Origin of the sequence: Pseudoxanthomonas daejeonensis (assembly GCF_010093205.1) — a bacterium.
Classification (GTDB): Bacteria; Pseudomonadota; Gammaproteobacteria; order Xanthomonadales; family Xanthomonadaceae; genus Pseudoxanthomonas; species Pseudoxanthomonas daejeonensis.
The window spans coordinates 54,208-72,740 of record NZ_PDWN01000008.1; the positions used below are offsets into that span (position 1 = coordinate 54,208).

15 protein-coding genes and 1 tRNA gene are annotated in these 18,533 nt (G+C 69.6%); 7 read left to right on the top strand and 9 right to left on the bottom strand.

Going from position 1 to position 18,533, the window contains the following annotated elements; all coding sequences use genetic code 11:
- Positions 1-65 precede the first annotated feature (65 nt).
- Entirely contained in the window at positions 66-4,562 is a 4,497-nt protein-coding gene (gltB, locus tag CSC65_RS09325; protein WP_162410301.1) for a glutamate synthase large subunit, read from the bottom strand.
- A 227-nt stretch (positions 4,563-4,789) separates the two neighbouring features.
- Positions 4,790-5,182, bottom strand: a complete 393-nt coding sequence (locus tag CSC65_RS09330) for an I78 family peptidase inhibitor (RefSeq protein WP_162410302.1) — start codon at positions 5,180-5,182, stop codon at positions 4,790-4,792.
- A 98-nt stretch (positions 5,183-5,280) separates the two neighbouring features.
- Here CSC65_RS09330 and CSC65_RS09335 point away from each other — a divergent pair, with 98 nt between their 5' ends.
- On the top strand, positions 5,281-6,396 hold the full coding sequence (locus CSC65_RS09335) for a DNA topoisomerase IB (RefSeq protein WP_162410303.1): 1,116 nt from the start codon (positions 5,281-5,283) through the stop codon (positions 6,394-6,396).
- Positions 6,397-6,414: 18 nt separating this feature from the next.
- Here the strand turns inward: CSC65_RS09335 and CSC65_RS09340 are convergent, their stop codons facing one another.
- Positions 6,415-6,747 (bottom strand): hypothetical protein, encoded by a 333-nt coding sequence (locus tag CSC65_RS09340; protein WP_425501343.1) that lies wholly within the window; start codon positions 6,745-6,747, stop codon positions 6,415-6,417.
- A gap of 182 nt (positions 6,748-6,929) precedes the next feature.
- On the opposite strand from CSC65_RS09340, the gene CSC65_RS09345 reads away from it, so the two are divergent.
- Both CSC65_RS09345 and CSC65_RS09350 read left to right on the top strand, forming a co-directional pair.
- Positions 6,930-8,252 (top strand): sugar MFS transporter, encoded by a 1,323-nt coding sequence (locus tag CSC65_RS09345; protein ID WP_162410305.1) that lies wholly within the window; start codon positions 6,930-6,932, stop codon positions 8,250-8,252.
- Between the two features lie 7 nt (positions 8,253-8,259).
- Entirely contained in the window at positions 8,260-9,192 is a 933-nt protein-coding gene (locus tag CSC65_RS09350; RefSeq protein WP_162410306.1) for a carbohydrate kinase family protein, read from the top strand.
- A 232-nt stretch (positions 9,193-9,424) separates the two neighbouring features.
- Here CSC65_RS09350 and CSC65_RS09355 read toward each other — a convergent pair whose 3' ends face one another.
- From CSC65_RS09355 to kdsA, 3 genes are all read right to left on the bottom strand, one after another.
- Entirely contained in the window at positions 9,425-10,618 is a 1,194-nt protein-coding gene (locus tag CSC65_RS09355) for an AGE family epimerase/isomerase (RefSeq protein WP_162410307.1), read from the bottom strand.
- 298 nt (positions 10,619-10,916) lie between these two features.
- A tRNA-Arg gene (locus tag CSC65_RS09360) sits at positions 10,917-10,993 on the bottom strand.
- A 67-nt stretch (positions 10,994-11,060) separates the two neighbouring features.
- Entirely contained in the window at positions 11,061-11,912 is an 852-nt protein-coding gene (gene kdsA / locus CSC65_RS09365) for a 3-deoxy-8-phosphooctulonate synthase (RefSeq protein ID WP_162410308.1), read from the bottom strand.
- A gap of 120 nt (positions 11,913-12,032) precedes the next feature.
- On the opposite strand from kdsA, the gene ubiA reads away from it, so the two are divergent.
- A complete protein-coding gene (gene ubiA / locus CSC65_RS09370) occupies positions 12,033-12,938 on the top strand; it encodes a 4-hydroxybenzoate octaprenyltransferase (protein WP_162410309.1) in 906 nt (301 codons plus the stop codon).
- 231 nt (positions 12,939-13,169) lie between these two features.
- On the opposite strand, the gene CSC65_RS09375 is transcribed toward ubiA, so the two are convergent.
- From CSC65_RS09375 to CSC65_RS09385, 3 genes are all read right to left on the bottom strand, one after another.
- The gene (locus tag CSC65_RS09375; protein WP_162410310.1) at positions 13,170-13,703 is read right to left on the bottom strand and encodes an HdeD family acid-resistance protein; all 534 of its coding nucleotides are present in this window, start codon (positions 13,701-13,703) and stop codon (positions 13,170-13,172) included.
- A 64-nt stretch (positions 13,704-13,767) separates the two neighbouring features.
- Entirely contained in the window at positions 13,768-14,322 is a 555-nt protein-coding gene (locus CSC65_RS09380; RefSeq protein WP_162410311.1) for an HdeD family acid-resistance protein, read from the bottom strand.
- Between the two features lie 123 nt (positions 14,323-14,445).
- Positions 14,446-15,168, bottom strand: coding sequence for a double zinc ribbon domain-containing protein (locus tag CSC65_RS09385; RefSeq protein WP_162410312.1), 723 nt, complete (start codon positions 15,166-15,168; stop codon positions 14,446-14,448).
- An 85-nt stretch (positions 15,169-15,253) separates the two neighbouring features.
- Here CSC65_RS09385 and bioB point away from each other — a divergent pair, with 85 nt between their 5' ends.
- The 3 genes from bioB (at position 15,254) to bioH (ending at position 18,523) form a co-directional block, all read left to right on the top strand.
- Positions 15,254-16,303, top strand: a complete 1,050-nt coding sequence (gene bioB / locus CSC65_RS09390) for a biotin synthase BioB (RefSeq protein WP_162410313.1) — start codon at positions 15,254-15,256, stop codon at positions 16,301-16,303.
- Positions 16,304-16,340: 37 nt separating this feature from the next.
- On the top strand, positions 16,341-17,534 hold the full coding sequence (gene bioF / locus CSC65_RS09395) for an 8-amino-7-oxononanoate synthase (RefSeq protein WP_162410314.1): 1,194 nt from the start codon (positions 16,341-16,343) through the stop codon (positions 17,532-17,534).
- 224 nt (positions 17,535-17,758) lie between these two features.
- On the top strand, positions 17,759-18,523 hold the full coding sequence (gene bioH, locus CSC65_RS09400; RefSeq protein ID WP_162410315.1) for a pimeloyl-ACP methyl ester esterase BioH: 765 nt from the start codon (positions 17,759-17,761) through the stop codon (positions 18,521-18,523).
- Positions 18,524-18,533 lie beyond the last annotated feature (10 nt).

An 18,533-nucleotide genomic window follows, 5' to 3' on the forward strand; every position in this document is an offset into this window, starting at 1 on the left:
GTGGGGCCCGCAGTTTGCGACGCAAACTGCGGGAGCTTCTATGCGGAGCATGGAAGCGGCGCCCGTCATGCCGCTCTCCGCAGCGTGTCGGCCAGCGATTCGATGCTGGCGGCCTTGGGCTTCACCAGCCAGAACTTGCCGACGTAATCGCGGAACTCGTCCAGGACCTGCTGCGCCCAGATGCTACCGGTCAGTTCGCGGTGGCGGCTGACCAGGCGGTGCAGGTGCTGGCGGTAGTTCTCGAAACCCTCCGGGCTGATCCGGTGGATGTCGATCAGCTCGTGGTTGTAGCGGTCGACGAAATCGCGGTCCTGGTCGAGCACGTAGGCCAGGCCACCGGTGAAGCCGGCACCGAAGTTGAGGCCCACGCGGCCCAGCACCAGCACCACGCCGCCGGTCATGTACTCGCAGCAGTGGTCGCCGGCGCCTTCGATCACCGCCAGCGCGCCGGAATTGCGCACCGCGAAGCGCTCGCCGGCGCGGCCGGCCGCATAGAGTTCCCCACCGGTGGCGCCGTACAGGCAGGTGTTGCCGAGGATCGGCGTGCTGCGCGCCTCGTAGCGCGCCGCGCGCGGCGGGCGCACCACCAGGCGGCCGCCGGCCATGCCCTTGCCGACGTAGTCGTTGGCTTCGCCCTCCAGCTCCAGGTGTAGGCCGCCGGCGTTGAATGCGCCGAAGCTCTGCCCGGACGTGCCGCGGAAGTGCAGGGTGATCGGCGAAGCGTCCATGCCGTGGTTGCCGTGCGCCTTGGCGATCGCGCCCGACAGGCGCGAGCCGATGCTGCGATCGGTGTTGTGGATCAGGTAGCGGTGCTCGCCGCCGGTCTTGTGGGCGATCGCGTCGGCCAGCTGGATGTCGAGCTGGGTCGCCAGGCTGTCCGGCGATTCGTACAGGCGCGCGGCGGTACAGCGGTCCTCGTCGCGCGGCGCCGGATGCAGCAGCCGCGACAGGTCCACGCGCACGCCTTCGCGCGGCGCGACATCGATCTGCCGCAGCAGGTCGGTGCGGCCGACGATCTCGTCCAGCGAGCGCACGCCCAGGTACGACAGCCACTGCCGCACTTCCTCCGACAGCAGGCGGAAGAAGTTCTCCACGCGCTCGGGCAGGCCGGTGAAGTGCTCGGCGCGCAGGCGCTCGTCCTGCGTGGCCACGCCGGTGGCGCAGTTGTTGAGGTGGCAGATGCGCAGGTACTTGCAGCCCAGCACGATCATCGGGCCGGTGCCGAAGCCGAAGCTGTCGGCACCGAGCAGGGCCGCCTTGACCACGTCCAGGCCGGTCTTGAGGCCGCCGTCGGTCTGCAGGATGGTGCGGTCGCGCAGGTCGTTGGCGACCAGTGCCTGGTGCGACTCGGCCACGCCCAGTTCCCACGGACCGCCCGCGTAGCGGATCGAGCTGATCGGGCTGGCGCCGGTGCCGCCGTCGTGGCCGGACACGGTGATCAGGTCGGCGCCGGCCTTGACCACGCCCGCGGCAATGGTGCCCACGCCCGCATGCGAGACCAGCTTCACCGACACCAGCGCCTGCGGATTGACCTGCTTGAGGTCGTAGATCAGCTGGGCCAGGTCTTCGATCGAATAGATGTCGTGGTGCGGCGGCGGGCTGATCAGGCCGATGCCCGGCCGCGCGTAACGCAGGCGCGCGATCAGTTCGTTGACCTTGTGCCCGGGCAGCTGCCCGCCCTCGCCCGGCTTGGCGCCCTGCGCGACCTTGATCTGCAGCACTTCGGCGTTGACCAGGTACTCGGGCGTCACGCCGAACCGGCCGGAGGCGACCTGCTTGATCTTCGAGCGCTTCTCGGTGCCGTAGCGGATTGGATCTTCGCCACCTTCACCGGAGTTGCTACGCCCGCCCAGCCGGTTCATGGCGATGGCCAGCGCCTCGTGGGCTTCCGGCGAAAGCGCGCCCAGCGAAATCGCGGCGGTGTCGAAGCGACGCAGCAGGTCCGATGCCGGGGCGACCTCCTCGAGCGGCGTCGGCGTGTCCGCCTTGCGCAGCTGCAGCAGGTCGCGCAGCGCCGACGGCGGGCGCGCATGCACCGCGTCCGCATAGGCGTTCCAGTCGGAGGTCTCGCCCGTGCGCGTGGCGCGCTGCAGGGTCATGACCACGTCCGGGTTGTACATGTGGTACTCGCCGCCGTGGACGTACTTGATCAGCCCCCCGACCTCGGGCTTCTTCAGGTCGTTCCAGGCCGCCGCCTGCAGCTCGCGGGCATCGCGGTCCAGGCGCTCGAAGCCGGCGCCGCCCACGCGCGACGGCGTGCCGCCGAAGCACAGCTCGACGACCTCGTCCTCCAGGCCGACGATCTCGAACAGCTGCGCGCCGCGATAGCTGGCGATCGTCGCGATCCCCATCTTCGAGATGATCTTGGACAGGCCCTTGTAGACGCCCTTGCGGTAGCTGCGGCCGACCTGGGCGGTCTCGCCGCCCTTCTTCAGCTGCAGGATGCCGCGCCGGCCCATGTCGAACAGGGTCTGGTACGACAGGTACGGATACACCGCAGTGGCGCCGTTGCCGAGCAGGCAGGCCATGTGGTGCGCATCGCGCGCGGTGCCGGTCTCGATGACCAGGTTGGCGTCGCAGCGCAGGCCGACCTTGCACAGGTGGTGGTGGACGGCGCCGGTGGCCAGCAAAGCGTGCACCATCGGACGCTCCGGTACCGGGTAGCGGTCGGACAGCAGCAGCAGCACGATGCCGTCGCGCACGGCCTGCTCGGCTTCGCGGCAGATCCTCTCGATGCCCGCCTTGAGGCCTTCTTCGAGCCCGTACGACAGGTCGATCAGCCGGTTCTTGTCCTTGTACTGCGGCATCACCATCAGCTGGCGCAGCTTGCGTTGGCTGAGCACCGGCGAGTTGAGGATGATGTGGTTCACCGTCTCCGGGCCGGCGTGGAAGATGTTGGTCTCCCGGCCCAGCTGGGTGGCCAGCGACATCACGCAGTCTTCGCGCAGCGGATCGATCGGCGGGTTGGTGACCTGCGCGAACGCCTGGCGGAAGTAGTCGTACAGCGGCCGGTTGCGTTGGCTCAGCACCGCCATCGGCGTGTCGTCGCCCATCGAGCCGGTCGCTTCCTGCTCGGTCTCGGCCATCGGCCGCAGCACCAGTTCCACTTCCTCGGTGCTGAGCTGGAACAGCTTGTGGTAGCTGCGCAGCGTCTTCTCGTCGAAGGGTTCTTCGGCCAGCGACGGATCGATCAGCTCGGTCTGCAGGTAGGTGACGCCCTGGTGCAGCCACTGCTTGTACGGCGCGCGGCCGCGGTTGATCCGGTCCACCGCCTCGGAGTCGAGCAGGTCGCCGCGCTTGAGGTCGATCGCGATCATCTCGCCGGGGCCAAGCTTGCCCTTGCGCACGATGCGTTCCGTCGGCACTTCCCAGACGCCGGCTTCGCTGGCGACGATGAAGTGGCGGTCGGAGGTCAGCAGCCAGCGCGACGGACGCAGGCCGTTGCGGTCCAGCGTGCAGGCCGCGTAGCGCGAATCCAGGGAAACGATGCCGGCTGGGCCGTCCCACGGCTCGGTGTTGAGGCCGTAGAACTCGTAGAACGCGGCCAGGTCCGGATCCTTGAACTCCAGCGACTGGGTCGCCGGCGGGACCAGGATGCGCAGCGCCTGGATCAGTTCCATGCCGCCGGACACCAGCAGCTCGAGCATGTTGTCCAGGCTCTGCGAGTCCGAGCCGTGCATCGAGATGACCGGTTCGAGTTCGGCGATGTCGAACTTCGGCGTCTTCCACACCTTGCCGCGGGCCTGCGCCCAGCGGCGGTTGCCTTCGATGGTGTTGATCTCGCCGTTGTGGGCGAGCATCCGGAACGGATGCGCCAGCGGCCAGCGCGGCAGCGTGTTGGTCGAGAAACGCTGGTGGAAGACAATGGCGCTGGAGGCCAGGTCCGCACGCTGCAGGTCGACGAAGAACCGGGACAGCTTGTCGGGCAGGACCATGCCCTTGTAGCCGATCGAATGCGGCGACAGTGAGACGACGTAGAAATCGCCGATCGCGCGCAGGCGTTGCTCGCTGCGGCGGCGGGCCAGGAACAGGGCCAGGGTGAACGCGTCCTCGGACTGGCCCTGTCCGGCCTCGACGAACAACTGCTGGATTGCCGGCAGGGTGTCGCGGGCCAGCTGGCCGCAGACGCTTTCGTCGGTAGGCACCAGGCGCCAGCCCTTCACCGCGACGCCGACCCGATGCAGTTCCGATTCCAGGGTCTCGCGACACTGCGCGGCCTGGGCTTCGTCGTGGGGCAGGAATACCAGGCCGGCGGCGAACTGGTCATTCGCGCCCAGCGCGATGTGGGCCTCGTGCGCCAGCGCGCGCAGGAAAGGCGCCGGTTTGCGGATCAGCAGGCCGCAACCGTCACCGGTCAGCCCGTCGGCGGCAACGCCACCGCGGTGGGTCATGCGCGAGAGCGCGGCGATCGCGGTGTCGACGAGCGCGCGCGAAGGCTGGTCGTCGAGCTGGGCGATCATGCCGAAGCCGCAGGCATCACGCTCGGAATTGGGGTCGTAGAGCCCGTGCGTCCCCTGGAGCGCATGCTCTACCGGGAGCCCTTGGCGGTTGCGGGGGGCCATCTGTGCCTCGACGAACATGCGTGCGGGGTGCTGACGCCCGGACGCGAGCGAAGGCGGCACCGCACACGGTTTCTTTCGAAACTTGCGCCACCAGATTGCCGCCGGATTCCCGACTAAAGCACAAGTGTTGCGGTGCCGCAACAGCACCGCGCACAGGGAAAATACATGCAACTGCAACCGTCAGCCGGTGGCGACGACGGTTGCAGGACACGCCTGCCGGGAAGGGCTCAGCCGCAGCGGAGCGAGGTGATCTTGCCCGCTGCGTCGACTTCGATGCTCAGCCGTTCGCTGTCGAATTCCATCGTGACCATGTCGCCGGGCTTGAGCACCCGCACGCTCTTGGCGCCGGCGTCCGTGCGGGCCTGTTCGGTTGCGCTCTCTTCCAGCACCTGGCCGACCAGTCCTTGCAGCTGGGTGGCATCGCACTCCATCGGCGGCGGCGGGGCGGCGTCGACCGGGCCTGCGGGCGGCGTAGCGGCGGATTCGGCGGCCTGTTGCGCGGCGGTGAGCGCCTGCTCCTGCTCGGCACCGTCGTCTTCCGATGGGCTTCCGGCCGAACAGGCGCCGAGCGCGGCGAGCAGGGCGAGCGGCAGCAGCAGGCGGGTCGTACGTGTGGTCATGGGCGACTCCCTCGAGTGATGGCCCAAGCTTGCCGCAGCCGACATTCGCGATGCGTTAACCGTTAAGGACGCAGGGATGGCCTTGACGCGCTCGCCGCATGACGGTGCCCAGACTGGATTGCCCGCCGCCAAGCGCCTGGATCGTGTCTCCAGCCTCCTCTCCGAACAGCACCGATGCCACCGATGATGCCGGCCGCGCCGGCCTCGTCCACGTGGTCGATGGCTCGGCCGGCATCCGGCGCCGTCGGCACGGGCGTGGCTTCGGTTACCGCAATGCCCAGGGGACCGTGGTCCGCGATGCGCGCACGCTGGCGAGGATCAGGGCCCTGGCCATTCCGCCGGCCTGGCAGGACGTGTGGATCTGCGCCGATCCTCGCGGCCACCTGCAGGCGACCGGCCGCGATGCGCGCGGGCGCAAGCAGTATCGCTACCACCCGGAGTGGGCCCGGCATCGGGGCGCGGGCAAGTTCGAGCGGATCGTCGCCTTCGGCCAGGCGCTGCCGGCGCTGCGTCGGCGGTTGCGCAGCGACCTGGCTCTGCAGGGCCATCCGCGCGGGAAGGTCCTGGCAATTGTAGTCGCGGTGATGGACGAGACCCTGCTGCGGATCGGCAACGACGCCTATCGTCGGCAGAACCGATCCTACGGGTTGACCACGCTGCGCAACCGCCATGTCGAGTTCCTCGCCGGTGGCCGCGCGCGGATCGCCTTCCGCGGAAAAGGCGGCCAGCCGCAGGAGGCGGTGCTGGACGACCGCCGGCTGGTCGGGCTGATGCGGCGCTGCCGCGAACTGCCCGGGCAGAACCTGTTCCAGTACCGCGACGACGCGGGCGAGCTGGTCCCGGTGCAATCCAGCGAGGTCAACGAATACCTGCGCCAGGCCATGGGCGAGGCCTTCACCGCGAAGGACTTCCGTACCTGGGGCGGCACGCTGGCGGCGATGCGCGGTCTTGCGGCGCTGGACGACGTGCCCGCGGCCGAGCGCGAGTGCGCGCGCCTGCTGACCGGAGTGGTGCGCGCGGTTGCCGACGAGCTGGGCAATACCCCGGCGGTCTGCCGCAGCGCCTATATCGATCCGGCGGTGATCGACGGCTGGCGCCAGGGCGCGTTGCAGGGCGTCGCCGAACGCTGCCGGGGCCAGCGCCAGTGGGAGCAGGCGGCGCTCGCGTTCCTGCGGCGTGCGCACCGCCGCCCCCGGCGTCCGACCGGACGTTGACGGCGGGTGCTGCGCCGGTCAGCCGCAGCGCAGCGCGGTGATCGCATTGTTGCGGCCGGTCTCCACGGTCAGGCGGCTGCCTCCGGCGGAGCTCTCCTGGGCTTCGGGCAGCGTTGCCGAACCCGCCCGGTCCGAAGCGCCGCGTACCACCTGCAGCTCGGTGCTGTCGCTGTCCACTCGCGCACGCTGGATGGTCGCATCCGAGGCAGCCAGGCCGACCGCGCCGCGGACCATGTCGGTGTGGCACTGGCCGGAGATCACCCCGTCGATGGGTTGGACGCCGGCGATCTGCGGGCCGGCGCACGCGGTGGCGAGCAGGCAGGTGGCCAGGGCGAGGCTGCACGGGATCAGGCGGCTCATGGCGGGTTCCATCGACGGGTGGAGGGTGGCCAGCGTGTCGCTACCGGCGTTGGCGCCGGATGAAGGCGGGTATTCCGCACGGCCATGCGCCGCCCCGCCGTGTGGCATATGCAGAAGAACGCGCGCGGATGCGCCATGATCGGCGCCTTCGACACGCCGGGGAGGCAGCATCGATGCACGTCAATCACTCACACGATTCCGGCGCCGCCGGCGCGCCCGCCAGCGGCTCCTCGCGGCTGCTGCCGCTGGTGATCGCGCTGTTCTTCGCCTGGGGCTTCTGCACGGTGCTGGTGGACGTGCTGATCCCCAAGCTCAAGGCGACGTTCTCGCTGAACTACACCGAGGCGATGCTGACCCAGTTCTGCTTCTTCCTCGCCTACTTCGTGGTCTCCATTCCCGCAGGCCTGCTGGTCAGCCGGATCGGGTACCTGCGCGGGATCGTCATTGGCCTGGTGATCATGGCCAGCGGCTGCCTGCTGTTCGCGCCGGCCGCGTCGATGGGCTGGTACCCGGGCTTCCTCGCCGCACTGTTCGTGCTCGCCGGCGGCATCACCCTGGTGCAGGTGGCGGCCAATCCGCTGGCCGCCGGGCTCGGCGATCCGGCCCGCGCGCACAGCCGGCTGACCCTGGCCCAGGCGTTCAACTCGTTCGGCACGATGATCGGCCCGCTGTTCGGCTCGGCGATGATCCTGGCCGCCGGCGTGTCCGAACCGGCCGCCGGCCTGAGCGGCCCGGCACTGGAAGCGTTCCGCGTGGAGCAGGCCAGCCATGTGCGCGTGCCGTACATGATCATCGCCGCGGTGCTGGCGGGCCTGGCCGCGCTGTGCTGGTGGCTGCGCCGCTCGCCGGTCCCGGCGGTGCGCCCGGTCGGAAGCAGCGACTATCTGCGCCTGCTCGGTATCCCGCGGGTCAGCCTGGGCGCCCTGTCGATCTTCCTGTACGTCGGTGCCGAAGTCGCGATCGGCAGCGCGCTGGTCAACTACCTGATCATGGTCGGGGCGACGAATTCCGAGCACGCCGCCGGCAACCTGATCGCGGTGTACTGGGGCCTGGCGATGGTCGGCCGTTTCATCGGCGCGTGGGTGCTGCGCTTCGTCTCGCCGGGCCTGGTGCTGGCGGCGTGCGCGATCGGCGCCGGGTTGCTTGCGCTGCTGGCGGCGACCATGCTCGAAGGCACCGCCGCGGCGGTGGCGATCCTTTCGATCGGCCTGTTCAACTCGGTGATGTTCCCGACCATCTTCACGTTGTCCATCGACGGCCTGGGAGAAGACACGCCCGGCGCTTCCGGCATCCTGTGCCTGGCGATCGTCGGCGGCGCGGTGATCCCCTTGCTGACCGGCGTGGTGGCCGACCGGATCGGCCTGGCGCTGGCCTTGCTGGTGCCGATGGTGTGCTACGGCTGGATCGCCTGCTACGGGTTGCTGGTGAAGTCAGGCCTGCTTGGGCGCCATGCGCCGGCGGCGGTCGCGGCACCGGCAGTCGCACCCGAAGCCTGATCCGCGCATGCGCGAAAGCGATGCCACCGCCCTGCCCCGCCTGGTCGTTTTCGGCGAGGCGCTGACCGACCTCATGCGCACGGGTGATTCGACCTGGCACAGCGTGCCGGGCGGTGCCTGCTGGAATGTCGCGCGGGTGGCGTCCACGCTCGGCGCGCCGACCGGGTGGGGGGGGTCGGTCGGCGAGGACCTGTTCGGCCAGCGCATCCTCGCCCTGTCGCGCGAGGCCGGACTGGATGCGCGCTTCTGGCAGGTGGTGCGGCGATCACCACTGCTGGCCCTGGTCCACCAGCTCGATCCGCCGCAGTACTTCTTCGTCGGCGAGTCCGACCTGGGCTTCGACGCGGCGCTGCTGCCGGATGGGTGGCAGCAGGCGTGCGAGTTCGCTCACTTCGGCTGCATCAGCCTGGTGCGGCAGCCGTTGGGGGCGCGACTGCTCGCGCTCGCCGAACTGCTGCATGCGGCCGGCGTGCCGGTCAGCTTCGATCCGAACTGTCGCAACCTGATGGATGCGGATTACCCGCCGCTGTTCGAGCGCATGGCCACGCTGGCCGACACGATCAAGGTCTCGGACGAGGACCTGCGCCACATCTATCCGGCCTTGGCCACGGTCGATGCGTTGGATCGCGTGCATGCGCTCGCCCCGCGCGCAACCGTGCTGTACACGCGCGGCGCCGATGGCATGACGGCCTATGCGCCCGATGGGGGCGTTTTCGAGCAGCCGGCCTTCAAGGTCGCCGTGGCCGATACCGTCGGCGCGGGCGACGCCTGCATCGGCGGATTCCTGGCCAGTCGACTGCAGCGTCCGGATGCCGGCCTGCCAGCACATGTACGTTTCGCCGCTGCCGCTGCGGCGGCCGCCTGCACCCGGCCGGGCGCGCATGCGCCTGGCAGGAGCGAGGTCGACGCGCTGCTGGCTGCCAATCCCGTGCAAGGCTAGCCACGATAGCGAGAGGCTGCACCAACACCGCCGCGCTGTAGATGTAGGAGCGGGCATGACCGCGACACCGGCGGCGTTGCAGCCACGAGAACGTCGGATGCCCGATGGCGTGACAGTTACATGGCAGCCAGAGCATCCATCGCGTTGCAGCCGTCGGCACGTGCGATCTCGAGTGTGTCGGTGTCGCGGTCATGCCCGCTTACAGTCGCTGCCCAATCTGGCTGCGTCGACCTCACACGGCCTTCAGCGCTTCGTAGCACGCGCCCATCGTGTGGTAATCGGTCTTCCCGGCTGGACTCTTCTCGTCGGTGAGCTTGCGGTTGTCCGGGCCGAGGATGCGGTACCAGGCGCCATGCGCATGGTCGACGAAGTGGGTCCAGCTGTAGTCCCAGAGGCGGTCGTACCACTGCCAGTAGCCCGGATCCCCGGTGCGGTCGGCGAGCAGTGCGGCGGTGGCCAGCGCTTCGGCCTGGACCCAAAAGTACTTGTCCTCGTCGTAGAAGCCGCCTTCCACGTCGTTGCCGTAGACCAGCCCGCCGTGGCGTTCGTCCCAGGCCATCGCCACGGCGCGATCGAAAAGTTCGCGTGCACGCGACAGGTGGCTGGCGTCCGGTGCGTGGCGATCCAGGATCAGCAACAGCTTGGCCCACTCGACCTGGTGCCCGGGCTGGAAACCCCACGGACGGAAGATGTTGCTGCGGTCACCGCGGTTGTAGTCCCAGTCCACCGACCAGTCGGGCCGGTAGTGCTCCCAGACCAGTCCACCGGCGAGCGCGGCCTGGCGGCCGCTCATGTTCGCGGCCAGCAATTGCGCGCGCTGCAGGTAGCGGAGTTCGCCGCTGGCCTCGAAGGCCGCCAGCCAGGCTTCGCAGGCGTGCATGTTCGCGTTCTGGCCGCGGTATTCCGAGACCCTCCAGTCGGCCGTTGCTTCGTCGGCGTAGAGGCCGTGCTCCGGCTCCCAGAAGTGTCGCTCCATCAACTGCCAGGTTTCGGCCAGCCAGGTGCGTGCTTCCTCCATACCCGCTTCCAGCGCCTTGGCGTAGGCCAGTACGACGAAGGCCAGGCCATAGCAATGGTTGGTCGCGTCGCGCACCCGTCCGTCGTGCAGCACCCACGCGTAGCCGCCGGTGTCGGGATTGCGGTGCGCGTCGCGCAGGAAAGCAATCCCATGGCGCACCGCGTCGCGATACGCCGGATCACCGAATGCCTGCCAGGCCATCGAATAGTTGAAGACGAAGCGGGTACTGCTGACCAGGTGCCGGGTATGCGGGTCGTAGACCGTGCCGTCGTCCTTGAAGAACTGGAAGAAGCCGCCGGCCGGGTCGATGCAGCGCGGGTGGTAGAACGCCATCGTGCGGCGCACATGGTCCAGCAGGAATTCGCGCGAGCGGAAATCGGGCGTGGGGGCGGAATCGACGGGACTCATGCGGGCGCTCGCAAAAGACGAAGCGCCGGCCTGGCGCACGCACAAGCGTACCCGCTGCCCGCGCTCAGGGCTTATGGGCGATGCGCATACCGGCTATGCCGGGGGTGCTGGGGCCATGGCCCCGAAGCCGCGGGCGAGCACGCAGTGCCCTTGCCGATGGCGCGCCCGGCAAGACGTGCGTTGACTGGACGCTGTGTGCGCTACGGCAGCGCCAGGCCCGGCGCGCGTCTACGTGGGCAGCAGGTGTCCGGGGAATGCGGCAAGGCGCGTCCAGTCCGGCATTCAATAGACAAGCAGATGGCGCGCCCGGAGGGATTCGAACCCCCGACCAATGGCTTCGGAAGCCACTACTCTATCCGGCTGAGCTACGGGCGCGTGGCCGGGCATTGTAGCGGAATTCGCCCGTGCAGGGCTTCGGGCCGCGTGCGCGGACGCTGTCAGATCAGCGGATCTCCAGCGGCGCGAACTGCTTGACCAGGTCGTCGAGCGCCTTGATCTGCGCCAGGAACGGCTCGAGCTTGTCCAGGGGCAACGCGCTGGGGCCGTCGCAGCGCGCGTGGTCCGGGTCCGGGTGCGCTTCCAGGAACAGGCCGGCCAGGCCGACCGCCATGCCCGCGCGCGCCAGTTCCAGCACCTGCCGGCGGCGCCCGCCCGAAGCCTCGCTGCCTGACTCGCGCCGCTGCAGGCTGTGGGTCACGTCGAAGATCGCCGGCAGCCCGCCGGTCGCCTCGATCATCTCGCGGAAGCCCAGCATGTCGACCACCAGGTTGTCGTAGCCGAACTGCGCGCCGCGCTCGCACAGGATGATGCGTTCGTTGCCCGCTTCGCGGATCTTGCTGGCGATGTGCTTCATCTGCGGCGGACTGATGAACTGCGGCTTCTTGATGTTGACCGCGCGCCCGGTGCGCGCGATCGCGTCGACCAGGTCGGTCTGGCGGGCCAGGAAGGCCGGGATCTGCAGCACGTCGACCACCTCGCCCACCGCCGCGGCCTGCGCCGGTTCGTGCACGTCGGTGATCACCGGCACGCCAAAGCGGCGCTTCACTTCCTCGAAGATGCGCAGCCCTTCATCAAGGCCGACTCCGCGATAGGAGGTGATCGAGGAGCGGTTGGCCTTGTCGAACGAGGCCTTGAACACGTACGGGATGCCGAGTCGGCGGGTGACCTCGACGTAGTGACCGGCCGCGAACAGCGTCGAATCCAGGTCCTCGAGCACGTTGAGGCCGCCGAACAGCACGAATGGCGCGTCGTTGGCGACGCGGACGCGGTCATCGATCTGGACGGACAGGGACATGGACGGTTCCGGAGTCGGGGCAGGCGTGGATTATGCGCCTGCGCGGCGGGCCAGCAGCGAAACGTCCCCGCGGTGCACGACGCGGGGCCGGTTGCGGCGCGGGACTGATAACCTTCCGCGATGACTTACGAACGCTACGAATCCCCGATCCCGGTGCGGGTGCCGCGCTGGCGCGAACGCCTGGGCCAGTACTGGAAACTGGTCCGTGGCGACCGGCCGATCGGCGTGCTGCTGCTGCTGTGGCCGACCTGGTGGGCGCTGTGGCTGGCCGCAGGTGGCGTGCCGCCGCTGTGGACGCTGTTCGTGTTCACCGCCGGGGTGTGGCTGACCCGTTCGGCCGGCTGCGTCATCAACGACTACGCCGATCGCTGGCTCGATCCGCAGGTCGACCGCACGAAGGACCGCCCGCTGGCGACCGGCGCGGTGTCCGGGCGCGAGGCGCTGGCGGTGTTCGCAGTGCTGATGCTGGCTGCGTTCGCGCTGGTGCTGACATTGAACCGGCTGACGGTATGGCTGAGCTTCGCCGGCCTGTTCCTGGCGGCCACCTATCCCTACCTGAAGCGCCACACCTACCTGCCGCAGGTCTACCTGGGCATGGCCTTCGGCTGGGGCATCCCGATGGCCTTCGCCGCGGTACAGGGCGAAGTGCCTGCGCTGGCCTGGCTGCTGTACTGCGCCAACATCCTCTGGGCCACCGCCTACGACACCTGGTACGCGATGGTCGACCGGGACGACGACCTGCGGGCGGGCTCGAAGTCCACCGCGATCCTGTTCGGCGACCTGGACCTAGTGGCGCAAGGCGTGCTCTATGCGTTGGCGCTGCTGGCGCTGGCACTGGTCGGTCGCCAGGCGCAGCTGGGGACGCATTACTGGATCGCGCTCGGCGTCGCGACCGTGCTGGTCGCCTGGGAATTCTGGATCGCCCGCAGGCGCGAGCGCGAGCCCTGCTTTCGCGCGTTCCTGCACAACAACTGGATCGGTGCGGCGGTGTTCGCCGGCATCGCCGCGCACTACGCCCTTACGTAAGGGCGGGGGAACGGTCCGCGACGGGCATCGTGATCACGGGATGCTGCGCGGCGCGGGCGGTGCGGTCGTGCCCGCTCCCGAAAAGGAGATGGGGGTGCAGCGGCTCCTGCGGGGCGGGCTGGAACCCGCGATGAGATGACCGGGCTCATGGGATGGCGTGCGGATGCAGGCCTGGGGCGGTGTCGCAGCGCGCACCCGGAGGACCGTGGCGGCCCCCCGGGGCGCCCTTACTCACCCGACAAGCCGCGTCGCACGCTTGCGCATGTAGAACGCCAGGGCCAGCTGCAGCACGCCGTAGAGCAGCGCACCGATGCCGATCCAGAGGGCCAGGCCGGCCACGCCCAGGTTCGGGCGCGCCAGGAACAGGATGCCCAGCAGGACGGCCAGTACGCCGCTCAGCGCCAGCAGCCAGTTGCCCTCGACCAGGCGCCGCATCTGTACCGCGAACACGATGCGCGCGATGCCGGCGAAGATCAGCCACAGCGCCAGCAGCCAGACCAGCACCGTGGCCACCATCTGCGGATTGAACAGCGCCAGAAGGCCGAAGCCGATGGAGACCACGGCATACAGCAGCAGCAACCCGTTGGGCAGTGCCACGTCCTTGCGGAACACGCTCAGCAGGCTGACCACGCCATCGCCCAGCGCCAGCAGGCCGAACGCCATCAGCATCACCCACACGGTCGATTGCGGGCGGAACAGGGCGAACAGGCCGAACCCGATCGCAAACAGTCCATACAGCAGGAAAACCCACCAGGCACGGGACATGACGGACTCCTAGGTCTTGGATGGGGCCGGCGGATCACCGCCGGCGCTGCACACGTCGGATGGATCAGGCCGGCAGCGGTGCATGCTTGCGGAAACGCAAGCCCGCGAACACCTGCAGCAGCCCGTAGACCAGCGCACCGGCGCCGATCCAGATCGCGGTGGCGAACAGGCCGATCGCCGGATTGCGCAGGAACGCCACGCCCAGCACGATCGCCAGTACGCCGCTGAGCGCGATCAGCCATTCGCCGACGATCTCCTTGCGCACCCGGATCGCGAAGACGATGCGGAACATGCCGGCCACGATCAGCCAGAACGAAAGCATGAAGAACAGGATGCCTGCGGTGGCCTTCGGGTTGCCGATGGCGATGACGCCGAAGGCGATCGAGGCGACCGAGTACAGCAGCAGCCAGGGCTTGGGGATCGCCACGCGCTTGTCGAACAGCGCCAGGCCGCTGGCGATGCCGTCGGCCAGGGCGAAGATGCCGAAGGCCCAGGCCATCGCGACCAGCGCCTGGAAGGGCTTGGCCATGGTGAGCAGGCCGAAGGCGATGCCGATGAGACCGAACAGGACCGAAACCCACCAGCTGCGTCGTACTTCGTCGACAGTGCCCGCTTGCATGCTGCCTCCTGCGTCATGAGGGAGTTGCGGCCGGACGGATGTGCCGGTCCGGCCCACGGGATACTCCTGTGCGTCGGCGACTGTCAAATGACGGCCCGGTGGTGGATGCGCGTATCGCGGCGCCTAGGGCGTCCGCGCGCAGACCCAGGCATCGACCCGTGCGACCCCGGCGCGACGCAGGGCCGCGGCCGCGGCATGCAGGGTCGCACCCGTGGTCATGACGTCATCGACGAGCGCGACATGGCTTGGCACGCAGTGGTCGGCCACGCGGAAAGCGCCCTGCAGGTTGCGTCGCCGTGCCACCGCATCAAGCTCTGACTGCGCGGCGGTGGCCTGGACACGCTGGAGCAGGTCCGCGCGCAGGGGCAGGCGCAGTGTGGAGGCCATCGGCCTCGCCAGTTCCAAGGCCTGGTCGTATCCGCGCCGGCGCAGCCGGCCGCGATGCAGCGGGACCGGCACCAGCGCCTGCGGCCGTTCGAGGCCGGCGAAGGCATGCGCCATCAGTTGCGCGAGCAGCCGTCCCGCGGCCAGGTCGTGGTGGAACTTGAAACGGGGCAGCAACTGGTCCAGCGGCGGCAGGTACAGGAAGGCCGCATGCGTGGCCTGCAGCGGCGGTGGCCGGCGCAGGCAGTGGCCGCAGACCGCCGGCAGGGGCAATGGCAGGGCGCAGCGCAGGCAGGCGTTGCCGTTGCCCGGCAGGACCCGGCGGCATTCACCGCACAGGTCCAGGCTTTCTTCGCCCGGCTCGCGGCAGAGCAGGCAGTGCAGCGGCAATGCGCGCCCCGCGAGCCCGACCAGGCTGTCCAGCGCGGTTCTGAACGACAGCAGGGAGGGCTTGTAAACCATAAGGGCGAGTCCCGGGTTGACAGGCTGTGGCCTGCTTTCCAGACTGCCCGGCTCCGGCCTTCGCCGCTGTCAGGAAACACCTGCCGTGCCTTCGGAAATCCGCCATGACTGGCATCGCGACGAGCTGCTCGCGCTGTTCGACCTGCCCTTCCCCGAGCTGCTGTTCCGGGCGGCCAGCGTCCACCGCGAGCACTTCGACGCGGCCGAGGTGCAGGTGTCGACCCTGCTGTCGGTGAAGACCGGCGGCTGCCCGGAAGACTGTGGCTATTGCCCGCAGGCGCAGCGCTACCACACCGGCGTGGATGCCACGAAGCTGATGGAAACCGAGCAGGTGCTCGAGAAGGCCCGCCAGGCCAAGGCCGCTGGCGCCTCGCGCTTCTGCATGGGTGCGGCATGGCGCAGCCCGAAGGATCGCGACATCCCGAAGGTGGCGCAGATGATCGCCGGGGTGAAGGCGCTGGGCCTGGAGACCTGCGCCACCCTGGGCATGCTCTCGCCGGACCAGGCCGGGGCGCTGAAGGATGCCGGCCTGGACTACTACAACCACAACCTGGACACGGCGCCGGAGTTCTACGGCGAGGTCATCCAGACCCGCGAGTACCAGGACCGGCTCGACACCCTCGGCCACGTCCGCGATGCGGGGCTGAAGACCTGCTGCGGCGGCATCGTCGGCATGGGCGAGACCCGTGCGCAGCGCGCTGGCCTGCTGCAGGCGCTGGCCAACCTGCCTGCGCACCCGGATTCGGTACCGATCAACCGCCTGGTCCAGGTCACCGGCACCCCGCTGGCCGGCACCGCCGAGCTGGATCCGTTTGAGTTCGTGCGCATGATCGCGGTGGCCCGCATCACCATGCCGCGTTCGATGGTGCGGCTGTCGGCCGGACGCGAGGCCATGAGCGATGAACTGCAGGCGTTGTGCTTCGCTGCCGGCGCCAACTCGATCTTCTATGGAGAAAAGCTGCTGACCACCGGCAATCCGGACGTGGAGCGCGACCAGGCGCTGTTCGCGCGGCTCGGTCTGCGGCCCATGCCACTCGTTCATTGTGAGCCCGATCACGGAACCGTGACGGGCACAGGCGCTACCGTTCACGCCGATATCCCCGGACCGGCGCCCGCCTGTGGACGCGCGGCCTGACCCAGCCGCGCAACGCTCTCCGGGGGGAGGGGCACCGATGGCCCGTACCGACATCCACGAACGCATCCTCGCCCAGCGGCGCCAGCGCATCGCGCAGGGCCGGCTGCGCCAGCGCCGCACGATCACCCGCCGCGACGGCGTGCGGGTCGAGCTCGACGGCCACTGGCTGACCGGCTTCTGCAGCAACGACTACCTGGGCCTGGCTTCGCAGTTCGAGGTCGGCGCCGCATTGCAGGACGCGGTGTCGCGCGAAGGCACCGGCGCGACCGCCTCGCACCTGGTCTGTGGCCACCATGCGCTGCACGAGCAACTCGAGCGCGAGATGGCCGACTGGCTCGGCACGCCGCGCGCGCTGCTGTTCGGCAGTGGCTTCGCGGCCAACCTCGCCGTGCAGCAGGCCCTGCTGGAGGACGAGGACGTCTGCGTCCAGGACCGGCTCAACCATGCCAGCCTGATCGACGCCACCCGACTGGCCGGCGCGCGCCTGAGGCGCTATCCGCACCTGGATCCGGAAGGGGCGATGCGCCAGCTGCGCAATGCGAACGGCGGCGTGGCGATGCTGGCCAGCGACGGCGTTTTCAGCATGGATGGCGACATCGCACCCCTGCGCGCGCTGTCGCTGGTGGCGCGCACCCAGGAAGCCCTGCTGTACGTGGACGACGCGCACGGCGTCGGCGTGCTCGGCCCGCAGGGGCGCGGCACCGTGGCCGAGGCCGGGTTGGGCGTCGCCGACGTGCCGCTGCAGCTGGCCACCCTCGGCAAGGCGCTGGGTGGCTACGGCGCCGTGGTCGCTGGCGATGCCGACCTGATCGAGCACCTGGCCGGCGTGGCCCGGCCTTATCTCTACACGACCGCGCTGCCGCCGGCGTTGGCCGCCGCCTCGCTGGCCGCGTTGAAGCTGGCCCGGCGCGACGACTGGCGGCGCACGCGGCTGCAGGAACTGGTCGGCCAGTTCCGCACGGGTGCCGGCCGCTTCGGCCTGGAGCTGATGCCCTCGACCACGCCGATCCAGCCGGTGCTGTGCGGCGACGAGACCACCGCTACGGCGATGTCGTCGGCGCTGGAGCAGGCCGGCTTCCTGGTCACCGCGATCCGTCCGCCCACCGTCCCGGAAGGCCGTTCGCGCCTGCGCGTGACCCTTTCTTCGCTGCACACGCCTCAGCAGGTGAATGCGCTGCTCGGCGCGATGGCCGAAGCCCGCGACCACGCGGTGCGTCACGCGGCGGCCTGAGGTCGGCGTCGCGTAACTTTCCGCGCACGTCGAATGCCAGGGCCGCTTCGCGATTCCTGTGGGAGCGGGCATGACCGCGAAGACGACGCCGTCAGCACAGGCGACGTTGCAGTAATTCCGGTGGCGTCGGTGTCGCGGTCATGCCCGCTCCTACAGGAACCGCGCTCCGGTGTGCGACCCGATCACGCGGTTCCCGCATGCGCGTGCGTCGGCGACAATGCGCCATGCATATCGAAACCCTGGGCAGCGGCCCGGACCTGGTCCTGATCCATGGCTGGGCCCTGCACGGCGGGGTGTTCGCGCCCCTCGCCGAGCGCCTCGCGCCGCGCTTCCGCCTGCACCTGGTCGACCTGCCCGGCCACGGCTTGAGCCGTGATTCGGAACAGCCGCTGGACCTGGCAGGCGTCGCCAGCGAGATTGGCGCGCGCACGCCGCCGGCGATCTGGCTGGGCTGGTCGCTGGGCGGACTGTTCGCCCTGCGCGCGGCGGCCTCGCTGCCGACCGTGCGCGGTCTGGTCATGGTCGCGGCCACGCCCCGCTTCGTGCGCGCGCCGGACTGGCCGCATGCGGTCGAACCGGTGGTGTTCACCCGCTTCGGCGAGGAGCTGGCGCACGACTACGCGGGCACCCTGGATCGCTTTATCGCCCTGGACACGCTGGGTTCCGAACACGGGCGCAGCGAGCTGAAGACCCTGCGTGCACTGCTGCACGCACGCGGCGAGCCGGATCCGGTCGCGTTACGCCGGGGCTTGCACCTGCTGGAGGACACCGACCTGCGCCGGGCCCTGCCGGGCCTGCGCGTGCCCAGCCTGTGGCTGGCCGGGCGTCGCGATCGGCTGGTCGATCCGCGCGGCATGGCCGCGGCCGCGGCGTTGGCGCCTGGCGCGCGATGCGTCGAGCTCGCCGCGGCCGCGCATGCGCCCTTCCTCGGCCACGCCGATGCGGTAGCGGCGGAGATCGGTGCTTTCGCCGACAATATCGGTCCTTGAAGCACCGCCT

What these genes read in the sequence shown, in the direction of transcription:
- CSC65_RS09385 (WP_162410312.1), bottom strand. Translation starts at nt 15,168, where the DNA reads ATGGTTTACAAGCCCTCCCTGCTGTCGTTCAGAACCGCGCTGGACAGC.
- CSC65_RS09350 (WP_162410306.1), top strand. Translation starts at nt 8,260, where the DNA reads ATGCGCGAAAGCGATGCCACCGCCCTGCCCCGCCTGGTCGTTTTCGGC.
- bioH (WP_162410315.1), top strand. Translation starts at nt 17,759, where the DNA reads ATGCATATCGAAACCCTGGGCAGCGGCCCGGACCTGGTCCTGATCCAT.
- ubiA (WP_162410309.1), top strand. Translation starts at nt 12,033, where the DNA reads ATGACTTACGAACGCTACGAATCCCCGATCCCGGTGCGGGTGCCGCGC.
- CSC65_RS09335 (WP_162410303.1), top strand. Translation starts at nt 5,281, where the DNA reads ATGACGGTGCCCAGACTGGATTGCCCGCCGCCAAGCGCCTGGATCGTG.
- CSC65_RS09355 (WP_162410307.1), bottom strand. Translation starts at nt 10,618, where the DNA reads ATGAGTCCCGTCGATTCCGCCCCCACGCCCGATTTCCGCTCGCGCGAA.
- kdsA (WP_162410308.1), bottom strand. Translation starts at nt 11,912, where the DNA reads ATGTCCCTGTCCGTCCAGATCGATGACCGCGTCCGCGTCGCCAACGAC.
- CSC65_RS09375 (WP_162410310.1), bottom strand. Translation starts at nt 13,703, where the DNA reads ATGTCCCGTGCCTGGTGGGTTTTCCTGCTGTATGGACTGTTTGCGATC.
- CSC65_RS09330 (WP_162410302.1), bottom strand. Translation starts at nt 5,182, where the DNA reads ATGACCACACGTACGACCCGCCTGCTGCTGCCGCTCGCCCTGCTCGCC.
- CSC65_RS09380 (WP_162410311.1), bottom strand. Translation starts at nt 14,322, where the DNA reads ATGCAAGCGGGCACTGTCGACGAAGTACGACGCAGCTGGTGGGTTTCG.
- CSC65_RS09345 (WP_162410305.1), top strand. Translation starts at nt 6,930, where the DNA reads ATGCACGTCAATCACTCACACGATTCCGGCGCCGCCGGCGCGCCCGCC.
- gltB (WP_162410301.1), bottom strand. Translation starts at nt 4,562, where the DNA reads ATGGCCCCCCGCAACCGCCAAGGGCTCCCGGTAGAGCATGCGCTCCAG.
- bioF (WP_162410314.1), top strand. Translation starts at nt 16,341, where the DNA reads ATGGCCCGTACCGACATCCACGAACGCATCCTCGCCCAGCGGCGCCAG.